A 23,166-nucleotide genomic window follows, 5' to 3' on the forward strand; every position below is an offset into this window, starting at 1 on the left:
CGGGGAAGTCCGAGGGAGGTTTAATCGTGAAGCTGATCATGACCCAGGAGGTCAGTGGCCTCGGTGCCCCGGGCGACGTCGTTGAGGTGCGCGACGGCTACGGTCGCAACTACCTGCTGCCCCGCGGGTTCGCCATCCGGTGGACGCGCGGCGGCCAGAAACAGATCGATCAGATCCGGCGCGCCCGCGACGCTCGTGACATCCGCAGCCTGGACGAGGCCAAGCAGATCGCCAACCGGATCCATGGCCTGAACGTCAAGCTGACCCAGCGCGCCGGCACGGGTGGCCGGCTGTTCGGTTCCGTGACGGCGTCCGATGTCGCAGAGGCCGTCAAGGCCGCAGACGGCCCGGCGATCGACAAGCGCCGGGTGGAGATCCGTAACCCGATCAAGTCCGTGGGCGACCACAAGGTCGAGGTCCGCCTGCATCCCGAGGTCTCGGCGACGATCTCGCTGGAGGTCGTCGGCGCGTAGTCCCGGTTTTCCAGAGCAGACGGGCCCGCCCCTGACAGGGGCGGGCCCGTCTGTACTATTCGGGCGGCTACTGCGGTGTGTGGTGAGACACGCCCGATTACTTAGAGTCGTTCCTTTATTACTATTTGCAACTTATCTTTTCCAGTGGGACTGCTACTCCACCGGAAGGATGAGGCTGGTATGTCCACGCATGATCGACCTGTGATGCCCGGATACATGAGCCGACGGACGATTCTCCGCGGAGCCGCTTTCGCAGCCGGCGGTGTGCTCCTGGGAAGCGCGATCGAGGTGGGGGGCGCGCAGACGGCCCTGGCCTCCTCCGAACCCCAGGTCTACGCCCGTGCTTACTGGGGAGCCAGGAGTCCCAGGAGGTCAGCACAGGTGCTCGGCAGCGGCCCCAGTTACATCGTTGTGCACCACACCTTCACCGCCAACACCAACGACCACTCCGTGAACCACGCAACGGCGCTGTCGAGGGCGATCCAGAGGTACCACATGGACGTCAACGGCTGGGACGACATAGGCCAGCAGCTCACGATCAGCCGCGGCGGGCACATCCTGGAGGGGCGCAACACCTCGCTGGCCTCCATCCGCAACGGTCAGCACGCTGTGGGGGCGCATACCGCCAACCACAACGGCCACACCGTCGGCATCGAGAACGAGGGCACCTACACCTGGGCGTCGCCGCCGCAGAGCCTGATGGACGCCCTCGTCAGCACCTGCGTCTGGCTGTGTTCGGCCTACGACCTCGACCCGGGGGCGGCCATTGTGGGACACCGCGACTTCAATCCGACGAACTGCCCCGGTGACCAGCTCTACTCGATGCTCCCGCAGCTGCGCAGGGATGTCAGTGCGCGACTCCGTTCGAGCCAGGCGGCCGAGCCCAAGAAGGAAGCCCCGGAGGAGCGGCCCACGTACCCTGATCTTCCGGAGAGGGAGCGGGAAACGGAGCACTACCACGGGCCGGCGGCCTGACGCGCGGTTCACGGGCGCGTGGCTCCCACGACGAGCCACGCGTTTCCGCGAGCGCGTAGTCCCAGTGTCAGGCCGCGCGCGGCGATCCAGACGGTGAACGCCAACCAGAGCCCCACCAGCCCGAAGTCCGATCCGTCAGGGGTCGTCCACAGTACGAGCAGGGCGCAGGGCAGGAAGGCCAGCATCGTCCACAGGCCGGCCCAGGCAAGGTAGCGCTGATCGCCGGCACCCATGAGAATGCCGTCGAGCACCATGACGATGCCGCTGAGCGGCTGCATGAGCGCCACCACGACCAGCGCCGACGAGATCAGGCCGGCCACCCGGGGGTCGGAGGTGAACGGGAGCGCGGCCCACGGCAGCACCGTGAACACCAGGACGGTGAACGCCAGGCCGATCATGACGCCCCACTCCGCCATCCGCCGGGTGGCCGCCCGGGTGCCGGGCACATCGGAGGCACCCAGGTAGCGGCCGATGATGGCCTGCCCGGCAATGGCTATGGCGTCCATCGCGAACACCAGCAGCGTCCACATCTGGAACGCGACCTGGTGCGCCGCGATCTCATGGTCCCCAAGGCGGGTGGCCACCGCCGTGGTCACCAGCGCCACGATCCGCATCGAGACGGTACGCAGGAACAACGCGAATCCGGCACCGGCCGCGGATCTCAGGCCGGCGATGCTCGGGGCAGGCGACACCCCGTGCCGCCGCGCCGACCGGCCGACCATGACCACGTAGACGGCAGCGCCGGCGGTCTGGGCGATGACCGTGGCCCAGGCCGATCCGCCGATTCCCATGTCCAGGACGAGAACGAGCGTTACGCACAGTGCGGCGTTGCCGATGTAGGAGGCAACGGCCACGGCGAGCGGGGTCTTGGCGTCCTGCAGGCCGCGCAGCACCCCGGTACCCGCCATGATGACGAGCAGGGCGGGAGTGCTCAGCAGGCTGATGCGCAGGTAGACGAGGGCCTGCGGTGCGACCTCGGGCGACGCGCCGAGAATGCTGATCAGCATGGTGCCAGCGGCCACCCTGCGAGGATCGCACCGATCCCGAGGAGGGCGGCCAGCCACAGCCCGTCGGTCCCGTTCCGCACACCCCCCGCGATGTCGCCCGCACCGTACTTCCGGGCCACCGCAGCGGTGGTGCCGTAGGCCAGGAAGATGCAGACGGCCGCGAACGTCATCAGGAGCTGGCCGGCCACACCCAGCCCGCCGAGCGCCGCCGTGCCCAGGGTGCCTACGACAGCGGAGTCGGTCAGCAGGAACAGCGGTTCAGCGATGAGCGCGAAGAACGTGGGGATGGCGAGCCGGAAGATCTCGTGGTCATGGCCGTGCCGGAAGGGGGGCGCCGAGAGCAGAGGAGGCATGATCTTGCTACGATATCGTACAGAGGTTCGAATGAGGTGTGGGGTCCACAGTGCATCCACCAGGGTTGTGGATAACTTGTGGAAACCTGGGCGCAAACTTTCTTTCACCCACAGCCGGTGTACAACGTTTTTGCAGTTCAAGTCGGGTTTTTAGGGCTGTGTAGATAGTTATCCACAGGCGTTGTGCACAAGCTATCCGCAGAAACGGTGGATTCGTCCACAAGATATCCGCAGTTCCATCCACAGGCTGCTTTGCACCATGGTCCGGGGAGTGGCGAGAATCCAACCCAGGGGGTGCTATGCAACCGTGTGTGCAGGGGGGAATCCGTGAGCGTTACTGAACGTCCGCCGGAAGAGGGCGGCTACGAACGCACACCTCCGCATGACATCATGGCCGAGCAGAGCGTCCTCGGCGGCATGCTGCTGTCCAAAGAGGCGATCACCCAGGTTGTGGAGATCGTGCGGTCGGTCGATTTCTACCGGCCGGCGCACCAGACCGTTTTCGACGCCGTTGTCGACCTCTTCTCCCGCGGCGAGCCGGTCGACGCCATCTCCGTCAACGCCGAGCTCACCAAGCGCGGCGAGATCACCCGCGTCGGCGGCGCCCCTTACCTACACACCCTCACCGAGTCGATCCCCACCGCGGCCAACGCCGGATACTATGCCCGCATCGTCGCCGACCGGGCGGTGCTGCGCCGCCTTGTGGAGGCGGGAACCCGGATCGCCCAGATCGGCTATTCCGGCGACGGAGAAGTGGACGACCTCGTCGACCACGCCCAAGCCGAGATCTTCCGCGTCGCCGAGAAACGCACGGCCGAGGACTACCTCGCTCTGAGCGACATCATGCCGGGCGCCCTCGACGAGATCGAGGCCATCTCCGCGCACGACGGTTCCATGACCGGAGTCCCCACCGGCTTCACCGACTTCGACCAGTTGTCCAACGGACTCCACCCCGGACAGATGGTGATCATCGCGGCCCGGCCGGCGGTGGGCAAAGCCCTGGCTCTCGATACGCCATTGCCGACCCCCAGTGGGTGGACGACGATGGGGGAGGTCAAGGTCGGCTCCGAACTGATCGCGGCCGATGGTTCGCCGACCAGGGTGGTCGCCACGAGTGACGTGATGAACGACCGCCCGTGTTACGAGATCACCTTCGACGATGGAAGCAGGGTCGTCGCGGACGCCGAGCACCAGTGGCTGACCGATACTCGGGCTTCCCGGAAGTCCGCGCAGGCCGTGGCCGCCGACTATGAACGTTACCGCAACCAGCGGACGTTCCCCGAGGTTCGGACGACCCGGGAGATCGCGCGGACCTTACGGTGCGATACCGCCGACAAACGGCTGAACCACTCCGTTGTGAACGCCGATCCGCTGGAACTCTCCGACAGAGAGCTCACCGTACCTCCCTACTTCCTCGGCGCCTGGCTTGGCGATGGCCACTCGACCGCCGCGTGTATCACCACTGCCGATCCCGAACTGCTTCTGCATATCGAAGCCGAGGATCTGGTCACCAGGCCTGTGGGGTCGACGGAGACGACCTACGGGATCTTCCTGCCGGATGAGGGCCGTGAACCCTCGGGGCCTCGGGAGTGTGTGGTCTGCGGTAAGAGCTTCACGCCGAAACTTCCGCACGTGCGGGGTTGTGGACAATCGTGTGGAGGCGAAGCGCGTTTCGTGTCCGAGCCCGTCCCGCAAACGGCTTGTGTCGATTGCGGTCGCCCCCCCTTCGGGCAGTCGCGCTGTCGCGTCTGCGTCGATGACCACGGAAGTCTTCAGGGAATGCTCCGTGAGATCGGTGTGCTGGGCGATAAGCACATCCCTGCCGAGTACCTTCGGTCTTCCGTCACGCAGCGCAGGGCGCTCCTCGCGGGCCTCCTCGACACGGATGGGACGATCAACGCGAACGGATCCATCCGGTTCGCTGTGACGAATGAACGGCTGGCGCGGGACTTCCGCGAGCTGCTCCACGGCCTGGGCTACCGCTCGGGGATGTCGGCGAAGCGGGTAAAAGGACGTAGCGCACCATCTTCCATGCGCTACACGATCACCTTCGGATCGGAGGAAGACCTCTTCCGGCTGCACCGAAAGAAGTCGATCCACAAGGAGCGGAGTAGAGGCCGAAGCCATCGGAGGATCGGTTCCCGCTTCATCACGGCGGTGCGTCCCGTGAAGAGTGCCCCTGTTCGGTGCGTTCAGATCGACCATCCGAGTCATCTGTACCTTGCCACCCGGTCGATGATCCCGACGCACAACTCCACCCTGGCCCTGGACTTCGCCCGGGCCGCTTCGATCAAGAACCAGCTGACCAGCGTCATCTTCAGTCTGGAGATGGGGCGCAACGAGATCGTCATGCGGCTGCTGTCGGCCGAGGCGCGGGTGCCGCTGCACACGATGCGGTCGGGGCTGATGACCGATGACGACTGGGCGCGGCTGGCGCGCCGGATGGGGGAGGTCGCGAGCGCACCGTTGTTCATCGACGACTCCCCGAACATGTCGATGATGGAGATCCGAGCCAAGTGCCGGAGGCTGAAGCAGCAGCACGACCTCCAGCTCATCATCGTCGACTACCTGCAGCTGATGAGCGCGTCCGGCCGGGTCGAGAGCCGCCAGCAGGAGGTCTCCGAGATGTCTCGCTCCCTCAAGCTGCTCGCCAAGGAGCTGGACGTCCCCGTCATCGCGCTCTCCCAGCTCAACCGCGGTCCCGAGCAGAGGACGGACAAGAAGCCCCAGGTCAGCGATCTACGTGAATCGGGGTGTCTGACGGCGGAGACAGGTGTCCTCCGGGCCGACACCGGCACCGAGACCACCATGGGCGAGTTGTTCGCGAGCGGCGAGCGGAGCATCCCCGTGTGGTCGCTCGACGAGCGGCTGCGTCTTGTCCCGCGCACCATGACCCACGTCTTCTCCAGTGGGGCCAAGGAGACCTTCCGGCTGCGCCTGCGCTCCGGCCGCGAGGTGACCGCGTCGGCGAACCACCCCTTCTGCGGCTACGATGGCTGGAAGCCGCTAGAAGAACTCGCACCAGGTGACCGGATCGCGGTCCCGCGGCATGTGCCCGCGCCGGAGAAGGTCACCACGTGGCCCGACTCCGAGGTGATCCTGCTCGCCCACCTCCTCGGCGACGGCTCGTCCGTGAAACGGCGGCCGATCCGCTATACGAGTGCCGACGAGGAGAACCTCGCGGCGGTCACCGAAGCGGCACGGCATTTCGGGATCACCGCCGTACGCGACGACTCCGGGACCGCACTGCGGCTGCTCGACCCCCACTGCCTCGCGCGCGGCGGGCGCAGCTCCGTCGCCGCGTGGCTCGACGGACTGGGGCTGCTCGGCCCGCCCGACTGCGAGAGGTTCGTGCCCGGCGACGTGTTCGCGTTCTCCCGACGGCAGGCGGCCCTGTTCCTGAGGCACCTGTGTCCGTGGGCGGATGCGTCCGATGGGACGCGGCGACCGGTCAGGCACGCGTCCACTACGCCTCCACCAGCCGGCGTCTCGTGGACGACGCAGCGCGCCTGCTCCTGCGCTTCAACGTGATGACCCGTGTCAGAACGGTCCGGAAAGGGCGGCACCGCGTTGGCTACCGCCTCCTCGTCCACGGCGCCGACAACCAGCAGCGGTTCCTGGAGGAGATCGGGGCCCGCGGGACGCGCGCCACCGGGGTCGAGCGGTGCCTGGCCGAGCTGCGCGGCGGGCAGGGCGGCACGCATCCCGACACCGCTCCCGTCCAGATGTGGGAACACGTGCGGCACACACTCACCGAGCGCGACACGGCGCATGGCGGGTCCGCGGCCACCGTGGAGACACGGTCCCGCGGGAGCGCGGTGCGGGAACGCGTTCCCGGCCGGGCGGGGCTCGGCCGCGTCGCCGAACTGCTCGACGACGCCGATATGGATATGCTCGCGACCAACGACGTCTTCTGGGACGAGATCGCCGAGATCGAGCCGCTCGGCGTCCAAGAGGTCTTCGACGCGACCGTCCTGGAAAGCCACAACTTCGTCGCGAACGGGATAAGCGTCCACAACTCGATCGAGCAGGACGCCGACATGGTCATCCTGCTCTACCGGGAGGACGTGCATGAGAAGGAGTCCCCGCGGGCCGGCGAGGCCGATCTGATCGTGGCCAAGCACCGCAACGGTCCCACCGCCACGGTGACCGTCGCGTTCCAGGGGCACTACAGCCGTTTTGTCGACATGGCGCCAGGGTGATTCGTCCACGCGCTGTTCGGGCCGGAGCGTCGAAAAGCCCGTGCCGCGGCGTACACACGTGAGGAGGGGCGTCCGCAGACCGCGGACGCCCCTCCTCACGTGGTGTCATATCGCTCTGTTCAAGAACTCCAGCGCGCCTCGGGGCGGGTCCGGCCATTCTGGTCGGTGACCAGGACCCAGCTCAGTGTCGGGCGGTCGGAGGACGGGGCGGCCTCCGGTGAGCGGCGTGGCTGCGGCATCGCGTCGTCCAGGGAACTGCGCACGCGGCCCGATGCGCGACGGATCGCGGACGGGCGGGAGCGGCTGGACGCCGCAGCGGAACGCTTGGTCTGCGATGCCGTGCCTCTCACCTTTCGAGTCATGGCAACCCCCGTTGTTCGTCTAGCAGAGAACCATAGTTAACCTTCCGTTCACCGTAAAGTCAATCTGGATTCGCCCGGCTGTGAGCGCTTCCTCTCCCGCATGCTGGGCGAACGCACACAAAAATCGCCCGCCTCCCGGCGAGCGCTGTGCGGGACGGCGACCGCGGTCAGCCCGCTCCGATCGCCCGTCCTGCGTAGTCGGGGGCGGGCTCAGTGAGCGGCACCGATCCGGTCGGCGACCTCGCAGGGGAACGGGATGGCCCGGCGTTCCCGCTGATCGTGATCCTCAGCGTGGTCGTCCTGTCCCTGGTGCGCCGGCTCCGCGGGCACGAGGGCGCCGGAGCCGGGAGCGACCCGGCGGAAGAGCGCGCACCGAGGGCCGCAACCGACAGCGGCAGGCCCTGAGTACGCGGGCCGGCAGCCGTACGGGCCGCGTGGGGCCGCCCAGATCTCCGGACGACCCCACGCGTATACCCGGTACTAGGAGTTGTCGGGGAAGATCAGCCCGACGACCTCAAGGTAGAGCTGTTCCGGGTAGGGAACGAAGTGGATTCTGCTGAGTGCCTGGTCCTGACCCGCTGACTCCATGATGAAAGTCCCGTAGCCAAGGAAGCGGCCGAGGATGGAACGCTCGAACCGCATGTCCGTGACCTTGCTGAGCGGCATCATGTTGACCTGGCGGGTGATCAGACCGGTCGTGAGGAGCAGTCGCGCCGAGGTGATGACGAAATAGTCCACCGACCACTCGGCCACACGCCACACGAACCACACCAGGACCAGAAGCCACACCCACCAGATGACTGCCAGAGCCGCTGCGTTGCTGGCCAGCGCGGTGTTGCTCAGGAAGCCGGCGAATATGAGGGCGCCGAGCACCGCTGAAACGGGGCCCATGAGCACAGCGGGATGCCGCCTGATGGTGACGACATCCTGCTCATGCGGCAGCAGGTAGCGATTGACCGACGCAGGCGCCCGGTTTGTCGGTGCTACGAGCTTCATAGCTGCACAGCCTTTACGGCATCAGAGCGTTGACGAAGCGGGAGAGGGATTCGGCGCCGGCCATGAGTCCTCCCAGGCCGGCCTCGATAACCCCTGCGGCGCTTTCGGGTTGTGTGAGTAGATAAAACGCTACGAAGCAATGAGGCATACCCCAGCCATTTTTTCAGCTTCGCCATGACCGTCTCCCGAACGAATGCAGCTGACCCACCAACCCATGTTGATTGTTACACCGACCCTCACGCGCGTAAAGCCGGAGGCGCCCTCTCGGCGTGGCGTCCGATGAAATCGAGTGTGTGGTTCTGGTCACGCTCCGGAACGGTCAGCGGCGTTCCGCGAGAGCCATAGCGAGTACCTGCAGGTGCTGCCGTGCGATGCGTTCGACGAGGTCTGGTGTGGCCCGGCCGGTGACGTCCTGGGCGCCGTGCCGGGCGGCGTCCACGCATTTGGTCACGGTGGCACGCGGGTGGACCTCGGCGAATTCGGTGCTCAGGCGGTCGATGAGGGCGGCGAACTCCCGGTGCGGGGTTTCGGTCTTCTCAGGCATCTCACTCCTCGGGAGGGGAAGGGTGATTCGCTGGTGTTCCGTACCCGCGGCTGGACGCCGCGCGAGTGCTGGTGGGGACGGGGGCAAAGGGGTCGAGCTGTGCGGGGCCGCTTGCCGGTCGTAGCGGCGTCGCTGGGGCCGTCACCCCTGGTGAAACACCTGCCTCGTTTTCGGTTGGTCGGGGCGCCCGAATGTAGGGGCAGCCTCCAACTAGGATCACCCTAATGTGTTACGTCTCTATCTCGATATGAATTCGTCTACTGCGGTCCGCGTCGTCCTCTGAGGGGCCGCGCAGGCTCTCGCGAGCCGGGGCGCGGTCGCATGCCCCTTCAGTTCCCCGATTTCGGACATCCATTCACGATGATCGGAAAAGATATTGAGACGGCGTTCGACCGTGACGGATCAGGAGCGGAAAATTGCAGGTCAGAGACTTCCGTAGAGCCGGTCACCGGCATCACCGAGACCCGGGAGGATGAATCCGTGCTCGTCCAGCCGCTCATCGACGGCAGCGGTGACGACGCGCAGCGTCGCGCCGTGATCGGCGTCCAGGGTTTCGGTCAGTTTCCTCTCGACCGCCTCCAGCCCCTCGGGCGCGGCCAGCAAGCAGATCGCGGTGATGTGGTCGGCCCCTCGGTCGACCAGCATCTTCAGCGCGGCGGCCAGCGTTCCGCCGGTGGCGAGCATCGGGTCGAGAACGTAGCACTGCCGACCGGAGAGGTTCCGCGGAAGGCGGTCGGCGTAGGTCGCGGGCTGCAGGGTGCGCTCATCGCGGGCCATGCCGAGGAAACCGACCTCGGCCGTCGGCAGCAGCCGGGTCATGCCGTCGAGCATCCCCAGGCCTGCGCGCAGGATCGGCACCACCAACGGGGTGGGGCGCGTTAGCTGGGCGCCTTTCGTGGCCATCAGCGGAGTCTCGACCGTGACATCGGCCACCCTTACATCGCGGGTGGCTCATAGGTGAGGAGGGTGACCAGCTCGTCGGTGAGTCGGCGGAACGTCGGGGAATCGGTGCGGGTGTCGCGCAGAGTCGTGAGCTTGTGTGCGACGAGCGGGTGGTCGACGATCAGGGTTTCCATTGCATACTCCGGACGAGCTGGGAAAACGAGGGAGCCGGCGCCCGAGTCTAGCGGCGTGACCGGCCTGCCTCGGATGAGCGGCCAGGGACGAAACGAACGGCACCGGGAAGTGTTTCGGCTCTGCTTTAGGAGACGAATCGGAGTCAACTTCGCAATCGCGTTCTGTCCGGAACCTCGTTTCCGTTCTAATAGGACGTGTGAGCGCGGACTTCTATCACGGAGACAGCCCCGTTGGGGGAGGCCCTGTCGTTGGCGAGGGTGGTCGTTACGATGACGCCGTCACAGGCGATCTGCGATCCTGGCCGCATCAAGGCCAGCCGGGTGGGGTGACGATGACGGGACTCGAACAGAGCGACGACGGCTCCGGTGACTTCGCGGCCGTCGCCTACCGGGAGGAGGACTACTGGGATGTCGACCTTCTTCCCGTAGCGTTGACGGAGGATCTCAAGGGCCTGCTGCACGCACTGCGGCAGCAGCCCAGTATCAGTGGTGCGATCGGCCTGGTCTCGGTGGGCGACGACTTCTTCATCCTCGCCCGCGTCTACGGCCGCGACAATGTCAGCCTTTTCCTCTCTGACGTCACCGCCTCCGTCGACTGGCCGGTGGCCCGCCAGGTACTGGAGTTCCTGGAGATCGACCAGCCCCACGAAGACGACCTGGACCAGGTGCTCCCCGCGGGTGACCTGTCGATCCTCGCCGACCTCGGGCTGGACGAGATGGAGCTCGGCGCGCTTGCGGGCGACCTCGACCTCTACCCCGACGAGGTGCTGGCCAGCATCTCCGAACGACTGGGATTCCAGCAGGGGTTCCAGCGTGCGCTCGACGGGATGGGGTAGGGAATTCTCCGGCCTGGTCTCATGATCAGCGCCGCGGCCTCCACCTGGCCACCCCGCTAGAGAGGACGGGAGAACGCACGGTGTCGATCTTCGCAGTGGTCTTTTTCCGCTCCGCGGACACGTGGGTGGGGATCGAGGTCGACCTGACAGAGTCCGAGAGCATCGACGATGTCGCCGATCTCATGCGCGACGTGGCGGGGACCCATGGGGCCGATGCCTCCGAGGGGACCATGCTGCTGCTCATAGAGGCAGACGACGAGTGGTTCGGGGTCGTCCGCGTCGACGACCACGCCGATCCGCAGGTGTTCCTCTCCGACGCGCGTGTGGTGCGCGAGCATCCGCTTGCGGCACTGCTGCTCGAAAGCGGCGAGATCGAACCTCCGGAGCAGCAGGAGGAGGGGACCGGCCAGAAGCCCTATCCCGATCCCGGGGGCACGGCCGAGCTCCTGAGTGACATCGGCACCTCCGAACAGGACTTGCTCTCCCTGACCCTGAGCGAGGGCACCCTGCCCGGGGACGTGCTCTCCATCATCGCCGCCCGTGCCGGCTTCGCCGACTACCTGGACTCGCTGCGGATATGACAGAGGCGCGCCCGGGCACGCGAGAGGAGATCGACGCGGCGCTGCGGCTGGCGCTCGCCGAGAGCGAGCGCACGCACACGAGCGAGGACGTGCCCGTGGGGGCCGTGGTGTTGGATCCCGGAGGCCGGGTGATCGGAGCGGGCCACAACGAGCGGGAGGCCACCGGCGATCCCACTGCCCACGCCGAGATCGTCGCGCTACGCGCGGCGGCGCGGAACAAGGGAGAGTGGCGGCTCAGCGGCTGTACGCTCGCCGTCACCCTCGAACCCTGCACGATGTGCGCGGGCGCGAGCGTGCTGGCCCGGGTGGCCCGGTTGATCTACGGCGCGCGCGACCCGAAGGCAGGTGCGGCGGGTTCGCTGTGGGACGTGCTCCGCGACCGGCGGCTGAACCACCGCCCTGAGGTGATCCCTCCTGACCTGGTGAGCCCGGACCTGGCGTCGAGATGCGGGGACGTACTCGCCGAGTTCTTCTCACATCGACGTTTCCGGTAGAGTTGCCCTCGGTGGAGTCGCCTAGTGGCCGATGGCGCTCGCCTCGAAAGCGAGTGTAGGGAGACCTACCGTGGGTTCGAATCCCACCTCCACCGCCATCAAAGGGCGTTCACGCAGGTGAACGCCCTTTTTCGTGGGCGGAGGAGTCGGCCGCCGTCTTCCGTGGCGCATTCATCGCACACGGGAATCGGCGGTCGGCTTTTCGGTCGTCCCGGCCAGAGCTCCCAGCCGCTCCGGGAAGCAGGTGCCCGTAGGTATCCGGGGTCATGGTCGCCGTGGAGCACAGAGCGCCCCCTGGACGGCCTCTCACGTTCCTCTCGGCGGATCGCCGGGAACGCGGTGCGGTCGCGGCGGATCAGGGGCGGTTCCATGCGTGCCCGCGAGGCCAACCCTTGGCGAGGTGTCCATATCCGGCCACCTCGCCCCCTTGATAAGTCCGTTAATTAGTCAAGGATCGTATTCCGCCGTACGGGCCGCCGCTCGATCGACGTCGATTTTCGCTCCGCGGCAGCTCTGCGAGATTTTCGATGGCCGGAGCTGATCCGTCGAAACTCTGGCTCTCGCTATCTCCCGTATCCCTATCGCGATCGAGGTGGCGCAATATGTTTTTAATTCTTCTCGGAAGTGCGTTGGGGATGGCGGCGACTTCGCTGGGAAAGGATCACCGGCGGCCGGGAGACCGTGTTCACTTCCCGTCCGCCGGCACGGGAGCGATTCTTGTCAACCTCTCGAATGAAGGAGAGGAATGCGAAGAGGACGACGCTCTTTTCCCGCGGCCGTTGGGGGCGGCTCCGTGCGGTCGGCCGGGTCGCGGGAATGGCGGCCGTGATGGAGTGCGACCTGGGGATCACCGCCTCCGCGGAGGCCGGAGAACGGACCGCCCGGAAGGGCGGTTCCCCTTCCGGGCGGCGGTTCCACCGGTCGGACGGCCCCTTTCGGTCGTCAGGGGAGGGGAAGCCCGAAGAAACGTCCACCCGCCCTGCGATAACCGGAAGCTCCGCGCTCGCGGGGAGCCGCCGGGACCGTGTTGCGTTGTCCGGCAGGGAAAATCCGCGGCCACGTCGGAGGGCCCGACCGGCCGTGTCCCCGACCGCCGGCCGGTCCGCCGCGGTCGGGGAGCTGAACCGGCCGTCCAGGAAAGGGCCGCCGTATTTCCAGTCAAGGGCTGTTATTATCGTGGTCTTTCGGGCGGACCGGAGAATATCCGAAAGCGTTTGTGTCTTTCTGTGCCCTCGAATGTCGGCTTTGCTTGGCGGTGCCATACTCTTGTACTCGGTGGTAACATTCTCTTTGCGGCCAGAGTCCAACCTAGGGGGCACTGAAGGCGGGGTGGTGGGGTCGTGCAGGGCTCTGAACTGGAATATCAATGATCATTCGCGAGATGCGCGGTAACCACTTCCGGTGAGTCCGGGATCCGATCCGTGTGGATCGGTGCCCCCTGGTCGAAGTACTGTAGCCGGATTGGCGCCGTATCCCCGCGTGAATTAAGGATCGGTGCTCATTTGAGCGCCCCCGGTCGGTTGGATTGAAGAACCAATGATTCTTGTCATATCAGTTGAGGTTGCTTCCCCCGTTGGGGAGCGTCTCCCTCCTGTGTCCGACTAAGCGACGTTAGTGGATGATCATGGGAGAAGAAATCGCTACCAAAGATTCGGTTTCTCAAAGGATCGCGGCCGGCGCGCATGCACGTGAGCGTGCGAGGGGATGGTTCAAATATCCGGTACGCAGTCGGGTGAGCTCTCGTTACGACGAGCGGGAGACGGCCACGTCACGTTCCCTGTGCCTGGAAGTCGGCCTGGCCCTGTGCGGACGCCCTCCCAGCCGCTTGCTTGACGTGGGATGCGGAGGCGGTGCCCTGCTTGAGCGTGCCAGGGAGGTCCTTCCTGAGGCGGAACTGGCGGGCGTCGATCCAGTGGAGCCCGCCATAGCGGCGGCCGAGCGCAGGTTCGGCGGCGACCCGGGAATTCTGCTCAGCGTCATGGCGGCCGAGGACCTCGCACGCCAGAAGGACCGGTTCGGACACTTCGACCTGATCCTGGTGCACTTGAGCCTGGCCCTGTGGAACGACCCGCTCCAGGGGCTCACCCGGCTTACCGAAATGCTCGCCCCCGGGGGGACCTGCTACGTGGTCGACCTCCTCCGGCCGGAGTCCTGGGACGGGAAGACGATCCCGGAGGGCATGGGAGCGGCGGACGAGGAGGAACGGGACTATCTGAGAGACCAGCTCGCGGCCTCGCTGGCGATGGAGGAGTTCCGGGGGATCGCGGACGAGACCGCGCGCCGGACCGGGACACGCGCCGAGGTACGGCGGGGCGGGCTCGGCGGTCATCCGCCGGGGTCGGCCGAGGCGGGCAGGATCTGGGCCGGATCACCGCGGATCGCCGGGCTTCTCGCCTCCCGCGGTGCCGCGCTCGCCGGAAGCAGTCAGATCGACAGCGTGGCACATCTGGTGATCACGAATCCTGGAGGTCGCCGCGATGCTTGAGAGAAGAAAGCGCGCCACCGTCGTTGTCGCCGACCCGCACCCCCTCATCGTGGCCGGCCTGCGGGCCGTGATCGAGGAGGACGACGCGATCGAGGTCGCCGGCGTCTCCTGCGACGTGGGCAGTACGGTCCAGCAGGTCAGCCGGACGAATCCCGACCTCGTGCTCATCGAGTTCGGGATGCTCGACGAGGGCGCCGAAGCACTCACGTCGATGGCGGACGAGCGCGGCAAACGGGCGACCGTTGTCGCCCTGTCGGACCATCCCGAGAAGGTCGTGGCCGCGCTCAAGGCCGGCGCCCAGGGGTTCCTGCTGAAGAACAGTCCGCTCGAGGACGTCATCGTGACGATCTGGAAGGCGCTCAACGGCTCCGTCCCGGTGTCGCCGCAGTCGCTCCCGTACCTGGTTTCCGAGGTGCGGAACCCGGCCGACGGTTCCGCCCTTTCGCAGCGGGAGCGCGAGGTTCTGCAGCTCGTCGCCGAGGGACTGTCCAACGCCAAGATCGCCGACATGCTCTTCGTGTCGGAGGCGACCATCAAGACCCACGTCCAGCGCACGTTCCGGAAGCTGGGGGTGCACGATCGCGCGTCGGCGGTCGCGAAAGGGATCGCCAACGGCATTCTCGCCGTGCGCCGCGACGGGGGGCGTGCGCACGGCGGTTCGACGAGGCCGCAGCAGAACCTGGTCTCCGGCCGGCCGACGGCGCGCCCGCCGCTGGAGAAGAGCCGCTGAGCCTCCGGCCGTTCCGCCGGCCGCCTCGGTCCGGCATCAGTCCCACCGGCTCGGCGCGACCGGCGGCGCGTCCTCTGCGCTCTCTCCGGTGGGGCGCTCACCCCGCGGCCGAGAGGAGGGGCGGCGGGTTCCCCGCTGAGCCGGGGCGAACCACTCCAGCGTCAGGTTGTGCGAGACGTGTGCGCACGTCGCCGCTGCCAGCCCGCCGGCCGCGGCGCACGCGGTCATCGCCAGCGACATGACGCCGAGGTACGGCAGTGCCCGCGCTCCGCTCTTCGGTACGTGCAGCCCCAGGAAAGCCAGCAGGCACAGGGCCAGGGCCAGAGGGATCGGCACCCCGACCCCGTGCAGCGCGGCCGGCCCCGATATCCGCCACAGTGCTTCCTCTCCCAGCGCGCAGGCCGCCAGCCGCGTGTGCCCGGCGGTCCCTGATGGTGCGGGGCGGCGCCGAAGCCGCTTGCCGGAGAGCAGCGCACCCGCAAGGGGAAGGAGGACGCCAACAGCGGCGGATGCCGCGATGACGGCGGCGGTCCACGGCCACGCGAAAGGGCCTTTCCACGCTGCGCCCCCCGCGGTGGCGGCCGCCAGGGCCGCGGCGCTGAGCACGATCGTGGCCCGGTCATAGGTCCGCAGCGGGTCGCGCGGAGGGAACACGCGCATCGACCAGGGGACAGCGGCATGCGCGGCGAGCACGACGAGGACGGCGACCGCCGGGGCGGCCGCCGTCCCCTCCCACAGGCCCGCGGTGCCCATCTACGGGGAGCCGTCGCCCGGTGGCCCGATCAGCGTGGCGTAGACCGGGGCCTCGTTCACGCCGTCGTAGTCCATGTTCGCCGTGAAGTCGTCGTCCAGGAAACCGCCGATCGGTCTGGTCGCCAACCCGTAGGCGGTCCCGAGCAGCAGGATGTTCTGCTGCAGGTGCCCGGCCTCGACCAGGCAGAAGCGCAGCGCCCGCTGGCCGTACTTGAAACGGGAGCGCCAGAAGGACGCGCCGATCACCAGTATCGCGGTCGCGTCCCGCGCCATTTCCGGCTGCAGGGTCGCCAGGTGCAGGGTCTCGTGGTCGACCTCGCGCATCCAGGTGAGCCCGTGGCGGAACGCGTCGTAGTGGTACAGGCCCGGCCGCAGGCCCCCCGCGCGCTGCACGATCACGTACAGATCCAGCGGGTAGAGCGCACCGCCCGAGGGGACGGGGCGCAGTGGCCACCCGTTCACCAGGCGCACACGGTAGGAGCGTTCGAGTATCCCCGACAGTGTCGGCAGGGGGAGCTCGCCCGGTCCGAAGTCCTCCGAGCTGCGCCGCGCGTCGATGACCTCGGCGAAGTCCCGGGAGAGCGGTTCGGGGTCGGGCAGCGGGAGTATCTCGCGGCTGGGGTTGCTGCGAGCGGCCCGCTGGGTCAGCAGCTGGAGTTCCTCCGACTGGTCCAACGCGAGCCCACCGGGGACATCCCAGCTCAGGGCGCGTAGATGGAGTTTCGACGCCTCGAAGTAGCATTCCGCCGGATCGTCGGGCGGCGGCGGGCCGTCGCCGTATACGGCGTCGATCAGGTTGGCGCCGTGCAGGTTCTCTGTCTCAGGCATGGGCGTGCTCCCCGATCAGGGATAGGGATGTGGGAAGGGGTTCAGTTCGTCGTCGCGCAGCGGGCGCTCCAGGAGGCCGAGTTCCACGGGGCGGCGGCGGAGACGCTCCGGCCCGATGAACCGGGCGTGGTAGGAGGAGTCCAACGGCACCAGCGCCGGAGCGAACACCCGGGCGACGACGAGACCGGCGTCGTAGATGTCCGGGCTCGTGGCGTCGGCGAGGTAGACCGCCACGTCCTGTTCGCCGAGCCGGTCGAGTACCGCGCGGGCCAGCGGGCGGGGGCGGTCGTCGGGCAGCCGGGGCAGTTCGGCCACCGCGAGCCGTTCCGCGCTCGCGTCGAGGAACCCGGTCTCGTGTTCCAGGCCCGGCCCCGCGTAGAGCCGGACGTGGTCGTCGAACTTGTGGACCTGTTCGGCGAAGTCGGTGTCGGGCGGCAGCAGGTTGCCCTCGCGCTGTTCGGCGCGCATCCACACGCGTGTCTGGAACGCCTCGATCACCGACTTGACGATGGCGCGCTGCGCTGTTCCGGCGGCGGCGCCCCCGACCGCCAGGGGCGCGATCTCGTTCACCCGGTTGCGCACCACTGTCAGCACCGACGGAACACCGCAGAAGGAGCTCAGGTCGACCAGCGAGACGTCGAGGCCGGAGGGGCGCACGTGGCGGTCGAAGAACGCCTTCGTCCCGGGATCGCTGTCGGGGTCGATCAGCGGCATGCTCAGCCGGTTGTGCCAGACCGTGCTGAACCCGTCGCGTTCGACCAGTTCGAGCAGGCCCGAGCAGAGCGCCTCGTCCCAGGTGCAGCCGGCGGCCAGCCCGTTGCTCGTGCTGTTGGCGATCTTCTGGCCCGTCTCGCGGTGCGGCCCCGAGAGGAACACCAGTGCCGCGGGCAGCCAGGTCGGGGTGCCGCTGCGCAGGTCGATCCCCTGGACCCAGCTGATCTCGGTGTCCCTGGTGAAGCGGACGAAGGGGAACCGCGGGTCGGCGTACTGGGTGTCGGTGAACAGCCGCACCTGCTCCGGCGCGATCGCGGCCTCTCCCCGGGCGGTGAGGTCCGCCCACGAGGAGCGCGCGACGTGTTCCGCGGGCCAGTACACGGCGCTGTAGCGTTCGGCGGTCTCGGCGATGGCCGAGAGGGTCGCGGAGCGTTCGTCGAGCGAGCCGCCGCCGCTCGCCTGGGCGCACGGTTCCCCGACCAGGTACTCCGACTGGCAGGCCCGCGCGCCGACGGCGAAGGCGAAGACGTCGTCGACGTCGTGCATCTGCCGGTAGAGGCGGGTCGTGATGCCGACGACCCCGGAGTTCAGCGGGCGCAGGAGCCGCTCCGACCGCTCGGCCGGCGTCCACGGAGGGCCGTCCCCCGCGGGCAGACCCGCCCAGTCCCGGGAGGCGAGGGATGGTGCCGTCATTTCCCCTCCCCGTTCCCCGCGTCGTCGTGGGTGTGCAGCGGGATCCCCGACTGCGGGTGGAACCAGATCATCGGGTAACCGCGGTCGCGGGCCGGCGAGCAGGTGGGGCACCGCGGCACGCGGAACAACCGGTGCGCGTCGAGCCGTATCCCGTCGCTGGTCATCTCCAGCGTGTGCAGGCCGCCCGGTGCGGCCAGCCCCGCATTGGTGTCGGTGAGACCGAACCACTCGACGACACGCTCGACGACCAGGCCCACCTGCATGGTGGTCAGTCCCGGCCACAGCGCCGCGCGCTCGCCCCCGCTGGAGACCGGACGCGCCGCGACGATGTCGGCGATGACGCCGCGGTCGGGGAACGACGCGGCCCTGCGCAGTTGGTAGCAGGTGAAGCAGGCCGACTCCTGAGGCAGCGTCCACGGGCCGACGAGCGCCCGGCGGCCGTCGAAGGGGACGACGGGCAGCCAGGTGCGCCGCCCCTTGACCGCCTCCTCGTTCCACTCCTCCAGCAGCGGGTCGCGGTCGGTCTCCCCGACGACCACGACGACATCGCGCGTCGGGTCGTTCGTCGGCGGGACGTCGGCGCGGTCCGCGGCCGCGCGGACGGTGACCCCCGCCTCCGCCAGCCCGCGGGAGATCCTCTCGGCGAGAGCGCCCTTGCCCAGCACCACGGCCAGGGACCGGTCCATGCGGTCCTGGACGGTGCGCAGGGGGACGTTGCGCAGCACACGCAGCCACATGCCGGTGGCGGCGGGGGAGACCTCGGAGAGGTCGGTGGCGGCGTCGTCGCGCTGCAGCAGGCCCGCGTCGACGAGCTGGTTCAGCACCGACTCCAGGGCCAGCAGCCGCGCCTCGTCGGTGTCCGCGCCGACGTCGAGGGCGGTCCTGCCGTCGGAGAGGACGGTCAGCAGCGCCTCGGTGAAGGCGGGCAGCCGACCGCCCGCGAGCTTCGCCGTATGGTCGCCGTGCCTGATCAGCACGGCGTCCTCGGTGACTTCGACCCTGACACCGGGGTTGACGCCAACAGTGAGATCGGTCTGGGTGCTCATGGTCTTCCTTCTTCGGTCGGGAGCGCCGGCTCGGGAGCGCCGGCCGCGGGGGTGGCGACAGCCGCGGCGGCGCGCGCAACACATGTGCTGACCGGGCGGGGAGGCCGCCCCAGGGCGCGTTCGACGGTCGGGGAGAGCGGATGCGCGGTACCGGCCCAGTGCTGGTGGTGCGGAACCCGCAGGGCCGTGTCGAGGCTCCAGCCGACCGTCGCGGAGAGCGCCTCCACCAGGTGAGCGGGGTCCAGCGGGTGGTACTCGGCCTTCCGGTCGAGCGAGTCCGCCAGCATTCCGACGAGGTCGCCCACCCGGACGGGTTCGGCCCCGGTGAGCTGGTAGGCCCGGCCCCGCCGGCGGTCCGGGGCGGCGACGGCCTCCCGGATCACGTCCAGGACGTCCTCGAACGCCAGCCAGGGAACCGGGTTGTCCCCGAAGCAGCCGTAGACGGTGGAGAACTCGGTGATCTGGCGGGCGACCTGCACCAGATCGAGGTCGAGGGGCGCGCGCCGGAGGACGCACCAGTCGTCGCGCCCTTCGACCGCGGCGGTTTCGGCGCGGGAGACCTCCGCGAGGTAGGGGTCGTCCGTCCCCGCCTTGTCGACCCCGAGCGCCGAGATCACAATGAGCGGCAGCCGGGGCGCCAGGGGATACCGGCAGGCTTCACCGTGCGCCGCGGGGGTGAGGGAGCCGACGTCGACCAGCGCGGCGTCGGCTTCGGCGGGGTCGTGCACCACGGACACGCCGGGGGCTTCGTGCAGCGCCGGCGGCAGGGTCGGTCGACCGCCGATCACCAGAAGCCGAATCGTGTTTGTTCTTTCTGGTTCGCTCACACGTGGAATACTCGCAGTTTCCCGTCTGCGGCGCGGACATCTGTGTTGCTGATTCTGCTTGTCCTTCGATATGCCGATATCGGTTTCATCCCCGCGGAGTCCGGGACGGAGAATTCGCCGACGCTACAGTTCTGTACTGCCGGTACGCGGCGTGGAGAATCGTTTTGTCACCCGATCGGTCGACATCGAGATTCCTCCCGTGTGCTCCCTTGTAGCCGACCGCCGATTCGACGAACCTCAACTGCGGCGGATACACGGGTGTCCGTTGCAACCATCTAGCAAGGAGACCGCATGGCTAACGTTCTCGAGACCCTGGGTGAGGTCAGCGAGGTCGAGCTGTCCTTCCACGGCGAGGAGTCGAGCTACTTCGAGCCGACCGCCGCGCGCTGCAGCTCCTCCAGCACCTGCACCTGCTGCTGCACGGGCTAGTTTCCCCGGCTCCGGAACCGTGTGGAAGGCGATTCCGGAGCCGCTTCTTTCCTCCTCGCGCTCTACCTACGGGAGTCGACCATGACGAACAGCCGGATGAGCAGCACAGATGTGGTCCGCTCCACACCGCACGTCGCCCTCGAACTGACGTGGGTCAGCGATGACTACCTGGGGCGGCTCCACCCCGACCTGCGCCGGTTCGCGGTGCGCCGGCTCGTCGACGACACGGTCGCCGACCTGGAGGAACTGCACGCGCAGGCGGAGCACACCGTCAAGGGCGAGCGCCGCGACGGGATCGTGGAGGATCTCACCGGTGCTGCCGTCCGGCGGGACGGCGACCAGCTCGTCATCTCCGGCCAGCAGGTCATGCAGGACTGGGAGCGCCCCTTGATGGCCGAGCTCAGCCGGATCGCCGCACGGTCCCACGGGGATGTGCTGGAGGTCGGTTTCGGAATGGGGATTTCGGCCGGCCTGCTGCAGCAGGAAGGGGTGCGATCGCACACGATCATCGAAAGCAACCCGGAAGTCGCCGAAGCCGCCCGGAAGTGGAAAAGCGAACACCCCGACAGTGATATCCGCATTGTCGAAGGACGCTGGCAGGATGTCATAGAAACACTGGGCGAATTCGACGGTGTCCTGTTCGACACCTACCCGGCGAACGAGCGCGAGTACGAACAGTACGTTGTCCGGGACGCCGCCTATATCCAGCATTTCCTTCCCTCGGCGGCGGCGCATATGCGGCCCGGCGCGGTTCTCAGCTACTACACGATGGAGATCGACTCGCTGAGTCGGCGGCACCAGCGGGCCCTTCTCGGCTATTTCCGCAGCATAGAACTGAGCGTCGTCTCCGGACTGGCCCCGCCGCCGGACTGCACGTACTGGTGGGCCGACTCCATGGCGGCCGTCGCCGCTGTCCGGTAGTCGGCCGTCGCCGTCAGCGTTCGGGCAGCCGGATGAGCCCTCTCGACAGTGCGGCGGTGGTCGCCCCGGTCCGGTCCGAGACACCGAGTTTGCCGAAGATGTTGAGCAGGTGGCTCTTGACCGTGGATTCGCTGATCCCCAGGCGGCGGCCGATGCGCGCGTTCGTGTACCCCTGCGCCACCAGGTCGAGGATCTGTAGTTCCCGCTGGGTCAGCAGGGGCGCGGGCGGGGAGGACCGCCTGCGCGCCAGCTTCTGCGCGACCGCCGGCGTCATGACCGACCGGCCGGCGGCGCCGGCCCGGACCGCCGCCGTGAGCTCCTCCAGTGAGGTGTTCTTCAGCAGGTAGCCGATGGCGCCCGCCTCGATCGCGCCGACGATGTCCTCGTCCTCGTCGTAGGTGGTGAGCACGATCACGTTGCATTCGGGGTTCGCCGCCACGATGCGGCGGGTGGCCTCGATGCCGTTCTCCCCCGGCATCCGCAGGTCCATCAGCACGACGTCCGGGGCGAGGGCCGAAGCCGCCGAGACCGCCGCCGTCCCGTCCCCGGCCTGTCCGACGACCTCGATGTCGTCCTCCACCGAGAGCAGGGCGACGATCCCCTCCCGCACCACACTGTGGTCGTCGACCACCAGGATCCGTATCACTGCGCCACGCTCACCGTCACGCTGGTGCCCATTCCCGGACGACTGCACAGTTCGACCCTTCCCTCCAGTTCCGCCAAGCGGTCGCGCATGCCCGTGAGCCCCAGCCCACCACCGTCGACCCTGGACGGGTCGAATCCCACACCATCGTCGCGCACGGTGAGAACGACCTGTTCGGGGCGGTAGTCCAGGGTGATCGACACGTGTTCGGCCTGCGAGTGCTTGCGTACGTTGGCCACCGACTCCTGGGCGGCGCGCAGCAGGGCCACCTCCTGGACCGTGGTGAGGGTGCGGGGCGCACCGCGCACCGCTACGTCGGTCCGCTGCTCCCACAGTCCTTCGGCCAGGTTGCGCAGGGCGTTGGGAAGAGAGGACTCCGGCCGGCCCGCGACCCCCTCCATCGCCAGCGCACGCGCCTGGGTGTGGTTCTCGGCCGCGGTCCTGCGGGCCAGTTCGAGATGGTGCCGGGCCCTCTCGGGCTCCTTGTCCAGTTTGGCCTGCGCCGCCTCGACGAGCATCCGGACGCTCGTGAACCCCTGGGCCAGGGTGTCGTGGATGTCGCGGGCGAGGCGCTGGCGCTCCGCGAGGGCACCGCGTTCGTGGTTGACCTCCGCGAGCTGCGACTGGGTCTCCTCCAACCGCAGCAGCAGCTCCTTGCGCTCGTGCGACTCGGCCACCACCCGTGCGACCCACCATCCCAGCCCGAGGCTGTAGGCCGCGGCCGTCGCGGCGAACGCGGCCCGCACCAGGAGCCCCGGCCCGTCCGGGAGCGTGAGGATCCCGATGCTCCCGAAGGCCGCGAAGAGGCCCGAGGAGAGGTGCCCCCTGCGCTTGGGAGCCACCGAATAGACCAGCATCGAGATCGGGGCGGCACCGATCCACACCGTGGGCGCCAGAGCCAGCGCCGCGCACCACAGCAGCACGAGCACGAGGAGTGGGCCGTCGCCGCACTCGTCGCCGCGGGCGAGCCGCAGGGCGAGGAACCCGAAGCAGGCCAGCGCGAGCCCCACCGCGGCGCACGCGAGGACGAGGCGCGGTGTCCCCGAAGGCGGGAACAGTGCCAGCGAGCCGGCCGACAGCACGGCGGTGAACCCCCAGAGGAGCATCCACCCCAGGGGAGGGAACCGCCACGCGTCGGAACCGAGCCTGGAACCGGGGTCGTCCACTCGTCCTCCTTCGAACCGGCCACGCCATTATC

At 68.2% G+C, this 23,166-nt stretch carries 22 protein-coding genes, 1 tRNA gene and 2 pseudogenes; 13 read left to right on the top strand and 12 right to left on the bottom strand.

Going from position 1 to position 23,166, the window contains the following annotated elements:
- The first annotated feature begins 26 nt into the window (after positions 1-26).
- Together rplI and VS93_RS04295 are read left to right on the top strand one after the other, a co-directional pair.
- Entirely contained in the window at positions 27-473 is a 447-nt protein-coding gene (gene rplI, locus VS93_RS04290; protein WP_046468700.1) for a 50S ribosomal protein L9, read from the top strand.
- 180 nt (positions 474-653) lie between these two features.
- A complete protein-coding gene (locus VS93_RS04295) occupies positions 654-1,448 on the top strand; it encodes a peptidoglycan recognition protein family protein (protein WP_046468701.1) in 795 nt (264 codons plus the stop codon).
- Between the two features lie 8 nt (positions 1,449-1,456).
- On the opposite strand, the pseudogene VS93_RS04300 reads toward VS93_RS04295, so the two are convergent.
- Positions 1,457-2,808: pseudogene (locus VS93_RS04300) on the bottom strand (MATE family efflux transporter).
- A gap of 327 nt (positions 2,809-3,135) precedes the next feature.
- Here VS93_RS04300 and dnaB point away from each other — a divergent pair.
- Entirely contained in the window at positions 3,136-6,339 is a 3,204-nt protein-coding gene (gene dnaB, locus VS93_RS04305; RefSeq protein ID WP_173434253.1) for a replicative DNA helicase, read from the top strand.
- Entirely contained in the window at positions 6,225-7,010 is a 786-nt protein-coding gene (locus VS93_RS30000) for a DnaB-like helicase C-terminal domain-containing protein (RefSeq protein WP_338022670.1), read from the top strand. The genes dnaB and VS93_RS30000 overlap by 115 nt, the downstream gene beginning before the upstream one ends.
- A gap of 119 nt (positions 7,011-7,129) precedes the next feature.
- Here VS93_RS30000 and VS93_RS31025 read toward each other — a convergent pair whose 3' ends face one another.
- The gene (locus tag VS93_RS31025; RefSeq protein ID WP_236700335.1) at positions 7,130-7,273 is read right to left on the bottom strand and encodes a hypothetical protein; all 144 of its coding nucleotides are present in this window, start codon (positions 7,271-7,273) and stop codon (positions 7,130-7,132) included.
- A gap of 312 nt (positions 7,274-7,585) precedes the next feature.
- Between VS93_RS31025 and VS93_RS04310 the strand changes: the two genes are divergently transcribed.
- Positions 7,586-7,777: a hypothetical protein gene (locus VS93_RS04310; RefSeq protein ID WP_046468702.1), complete on the top strand. Its 192-nt coding sequence runs from the start codon at positions 7,586-7,588 to the stop codon at positions 7,775-7,777.
- A gap of 75 nt (positions 7,778-7,852) precedes the next feature.
- On the opposite strand, the gene VS93_RS04315 is transcribed toward VS93_RS04310, so the two are convergent.
- The 3 genes and pseudogenes from VS93_RS04315 to upp form a co-directional block, all read right to left on the bottom strand.
- A complete protein-coding gene (locus VS93_RS04315; protein ID WP_046468703.1) occupies positions 7,853-8,368 on the bottom strand; it encodes a PH domain-containing protein in 516 nt (171 codons plus the stop codon).
- Positions 8,369-8,687: 319 nt separating this feature from the next.
- Complete coding sequence (locus VS93_RS04320) at positions 8,688-8,912, bottom strand: three-helix bundle dimerization domain-containing protein (protein WP_046468704.1); 225 nt, start codon at positions 8,910-8,912, stop codon at positions 8,688-8,690.
- A gap of 423 nt (positions 8,913-9,335) precedes the next feature.
- Positions 9,336-9,988 (bottom strand): annotated as a pseudogene (upp, locus tag VS93_RS04325) (uracil phosphoribosyltransferase).
- A gap of 332 nt (positions 9,989-10,320) precedes the next feature.
- Here upp and VS93_RS04330 point away from each other — a divergent pair.
- The 6 genes from VS93_RS04330 (at position 10,321) to VS93_RS04355 (ending at position 15,114) form a co-directional block, all read left to right on the top strand.
- Entirely contained in the window at positions 10,321-10,824 is a 504-nt protein-coding gene (locus tag VS93_RS04330) for a tRNA adenosine deaminase-associated protein (RefSeq protein ID WP_046468705.1), read from the top strand.
- Positions 10,825-10,904: 80 nt separating this feature from the next.
- Complete coding sequence (locus VS93_RS04335) at positions 10,905-11,405, top strand: tRNA adenosine deaminase-associated protein (RefSeq protein ID WP_046468706.1); 501 nt, start codon at positions 10,905-10,907, stop codon at positions 11,403-11,405.
- Positions 11,402-11,899, top strand: a complete 498-nt coding sequence (locus VS93_RS04340) for a nucleoside deaminase (RefSeq protein ID WP_046468707.1) — start codon at positions 11,402-11,404, stop codon at positions 11,897-11,899. Before VS93_RS04335 ends, VS93_RS04340 begins: the two co-directional genes overlap by 4 nt.
- A gap of 10 nt (positions 11,900-11,909) precedes the next feature.
- A tRNA-Ser gene (locus VS93_RS04345) sits at positions 11,910-11,997 on the top strand.
- A gap of 1,634 nt (positions 11,998-13,631) precedes the next feature.
- Positions 13,632-14,384 (top strand): class I SAM-dependent methyltransferase, encoded by a 753-nt coding sequence (locus tag VS93_RS04350; protein ID WP_162231639.1) that lies wholly within the window; start codon positions 13,632-13,634, stop codon positions 14,382-14,384.
- On the top strand, positions 14,377-15,114 hold the full coding sequence (locus tag VS93_RS04355; RefSeq protein WP_052745521.1) for a LuxR C-terminal-related transcriptional regulator: 738 nt from the start codon (positions 14,377-14,379) through the stop codon (positions 15,112-15,114). Before VS93_RS04350 ends, VS93_RS04355 begins: the two co-directional genes overlap by 8 nt.
- 36 nt (positions 15,115-15,150) lie before the next feature.
- On the opposite strand, the gene VS93_RS04360 is transcribed toward VS93_RS04355, so the two are convergent.
- Genes VS93_RS04360 through VS93_RS04380 form a run of 5 tightly spaced genes read right to left on the bottom strand, consistent with a single transcriptional unit; the run spans position 15,151 to position 19,936 of the window.
- Positions 15,151-15,867, bottom strand: coding sequence for a CPBP family glutamic-type intramembrane protease (locus tag VS93_RS04360; RefSeq protein ID WP_046468709.1), 717 nt, complete (start codon positions 15,865-15,867; stop codon positions 15,151-15,153).
- Positions 15,868-16,695, bottom strand: coding sequence for a SagB/ThcOx family dehydrogenase (locus VS93_RS04365; protein WP_046468710.1), 828 nt, complete (start codon positions 16,693-16,695; stop codon positions 15,868-15,870).
- A 15-nt stretch (positions 16,696-16,710) separates the two neighbouring features.
- Entirely contained in the window at positions 16,711-18,102 is a 1,392-nt protein-coding gene (locus VS93_RS04370) for a YcaO-like family protein (RefSeq protein WP_046468711.1), read from the bottom strand.
- Positions 18,099-19,148: a TOMM precursor leader peptide-binding protein gene (locus tag VS93_RS04375; RefSeq protein ID WP_046468712.1), complete on the bottom strand. Its 1,050-nt coding sequence runs from the start codon at positions 19,146-19,148 to the stop codon at positions 18,099-18,101. The genes VS93_RS04370 and VS93_RS04375 overlap by 4 nt, the downstream gene beginning before the upstream one ends.
- The gene (locus tag VS93_RS04380; RefSeq protein WP_046468713.1) at positions 19,145-19,936 is read right to left on the bottom strand and encodes a Rossmann-fold NAD(P)-binding domain-containing protein; all 792 of its coding nucleotides are present in this window, start codon (positions 19,934-19,936) and stop codon (positions 19,145-19,147) included. Before VS93_RS04380 ends, VS93_RS04375 begins: the two co-directional genes overlap by 4 nt.
- Positions 19,937-20,266: 330 nt before the next feature.
- Here VS93_RS04380 and VS93_RS30005 point away from each other — a divergent pair, with 330 nt between their 5' ends.
- Both VS93_RS30005 and VS93_RS04385 read left to right on the top strand, forming a co-directional pair.
- Positions 20,267-20,404, top strand: coding sequence for a hypothetical protein (locus VS93_RS30005; RefSeq protein WP_173434255.1), 138 nt, complete (start codon positions 20,267-20,269; stop codon positions 20,402-20,404).
- Between the two features lie 96 nt (positions 20,405-20,500).
- On the top strand, positions 20,501-21,325 hold the full coding sequence (locus VS93_RS04385) for an O-methyltransferase (protein ID WP_046468742.1): 825 nt from the start codon (positions 20,501-20,503) through the stop codon (positions 21,323-21,325).
- Positions 21,326-21,338: 13 nt separating this feature from the next.
- On the opposite strand, the gene VS93_RS04390 is transcribed toward VS93_RS04385, so the two are convergent.
- Positions 21,339-21,971: a response regulator gene (locus VS93_RS04390; RefSeq protein WP_046468714.1), complete on the bottom strand. Its 633-nt coding sequence runs from the start codon at positions 21,969-21,971 to the stop codon at positions 21,339-21,341.
- Positions 21,968-23,134 (bottom strand): sensor histidine kinase, encoded by a 1,167-nt coding sequence (locus VS93_RS26695; protein ID WP_052745522.1) that lies wholly within the window; start codon positions 23,132-23,134, stop codon positions 21,968-21,970. The genes VS93_RS04390 and VS93_RS26695 overlap by 4 nt, the downstream gene beginning before the upstream one ends.
- Between the last annotated feature and the right edge of the window lie 32 nt (positions 23,135-23,166).

The sequence above is a fragment of the Allosalinactinospora lopnorensis genome (assembly GCF_000981225.1).
GTDB classification, from domain to species: domain Bacteria; phylum Actinomycetota; class Actinomycetes; order Streptosporangiales; family Streptosporangiaceae; genus Allosalinactinospora; species Allosalinactinospora lopnorensis.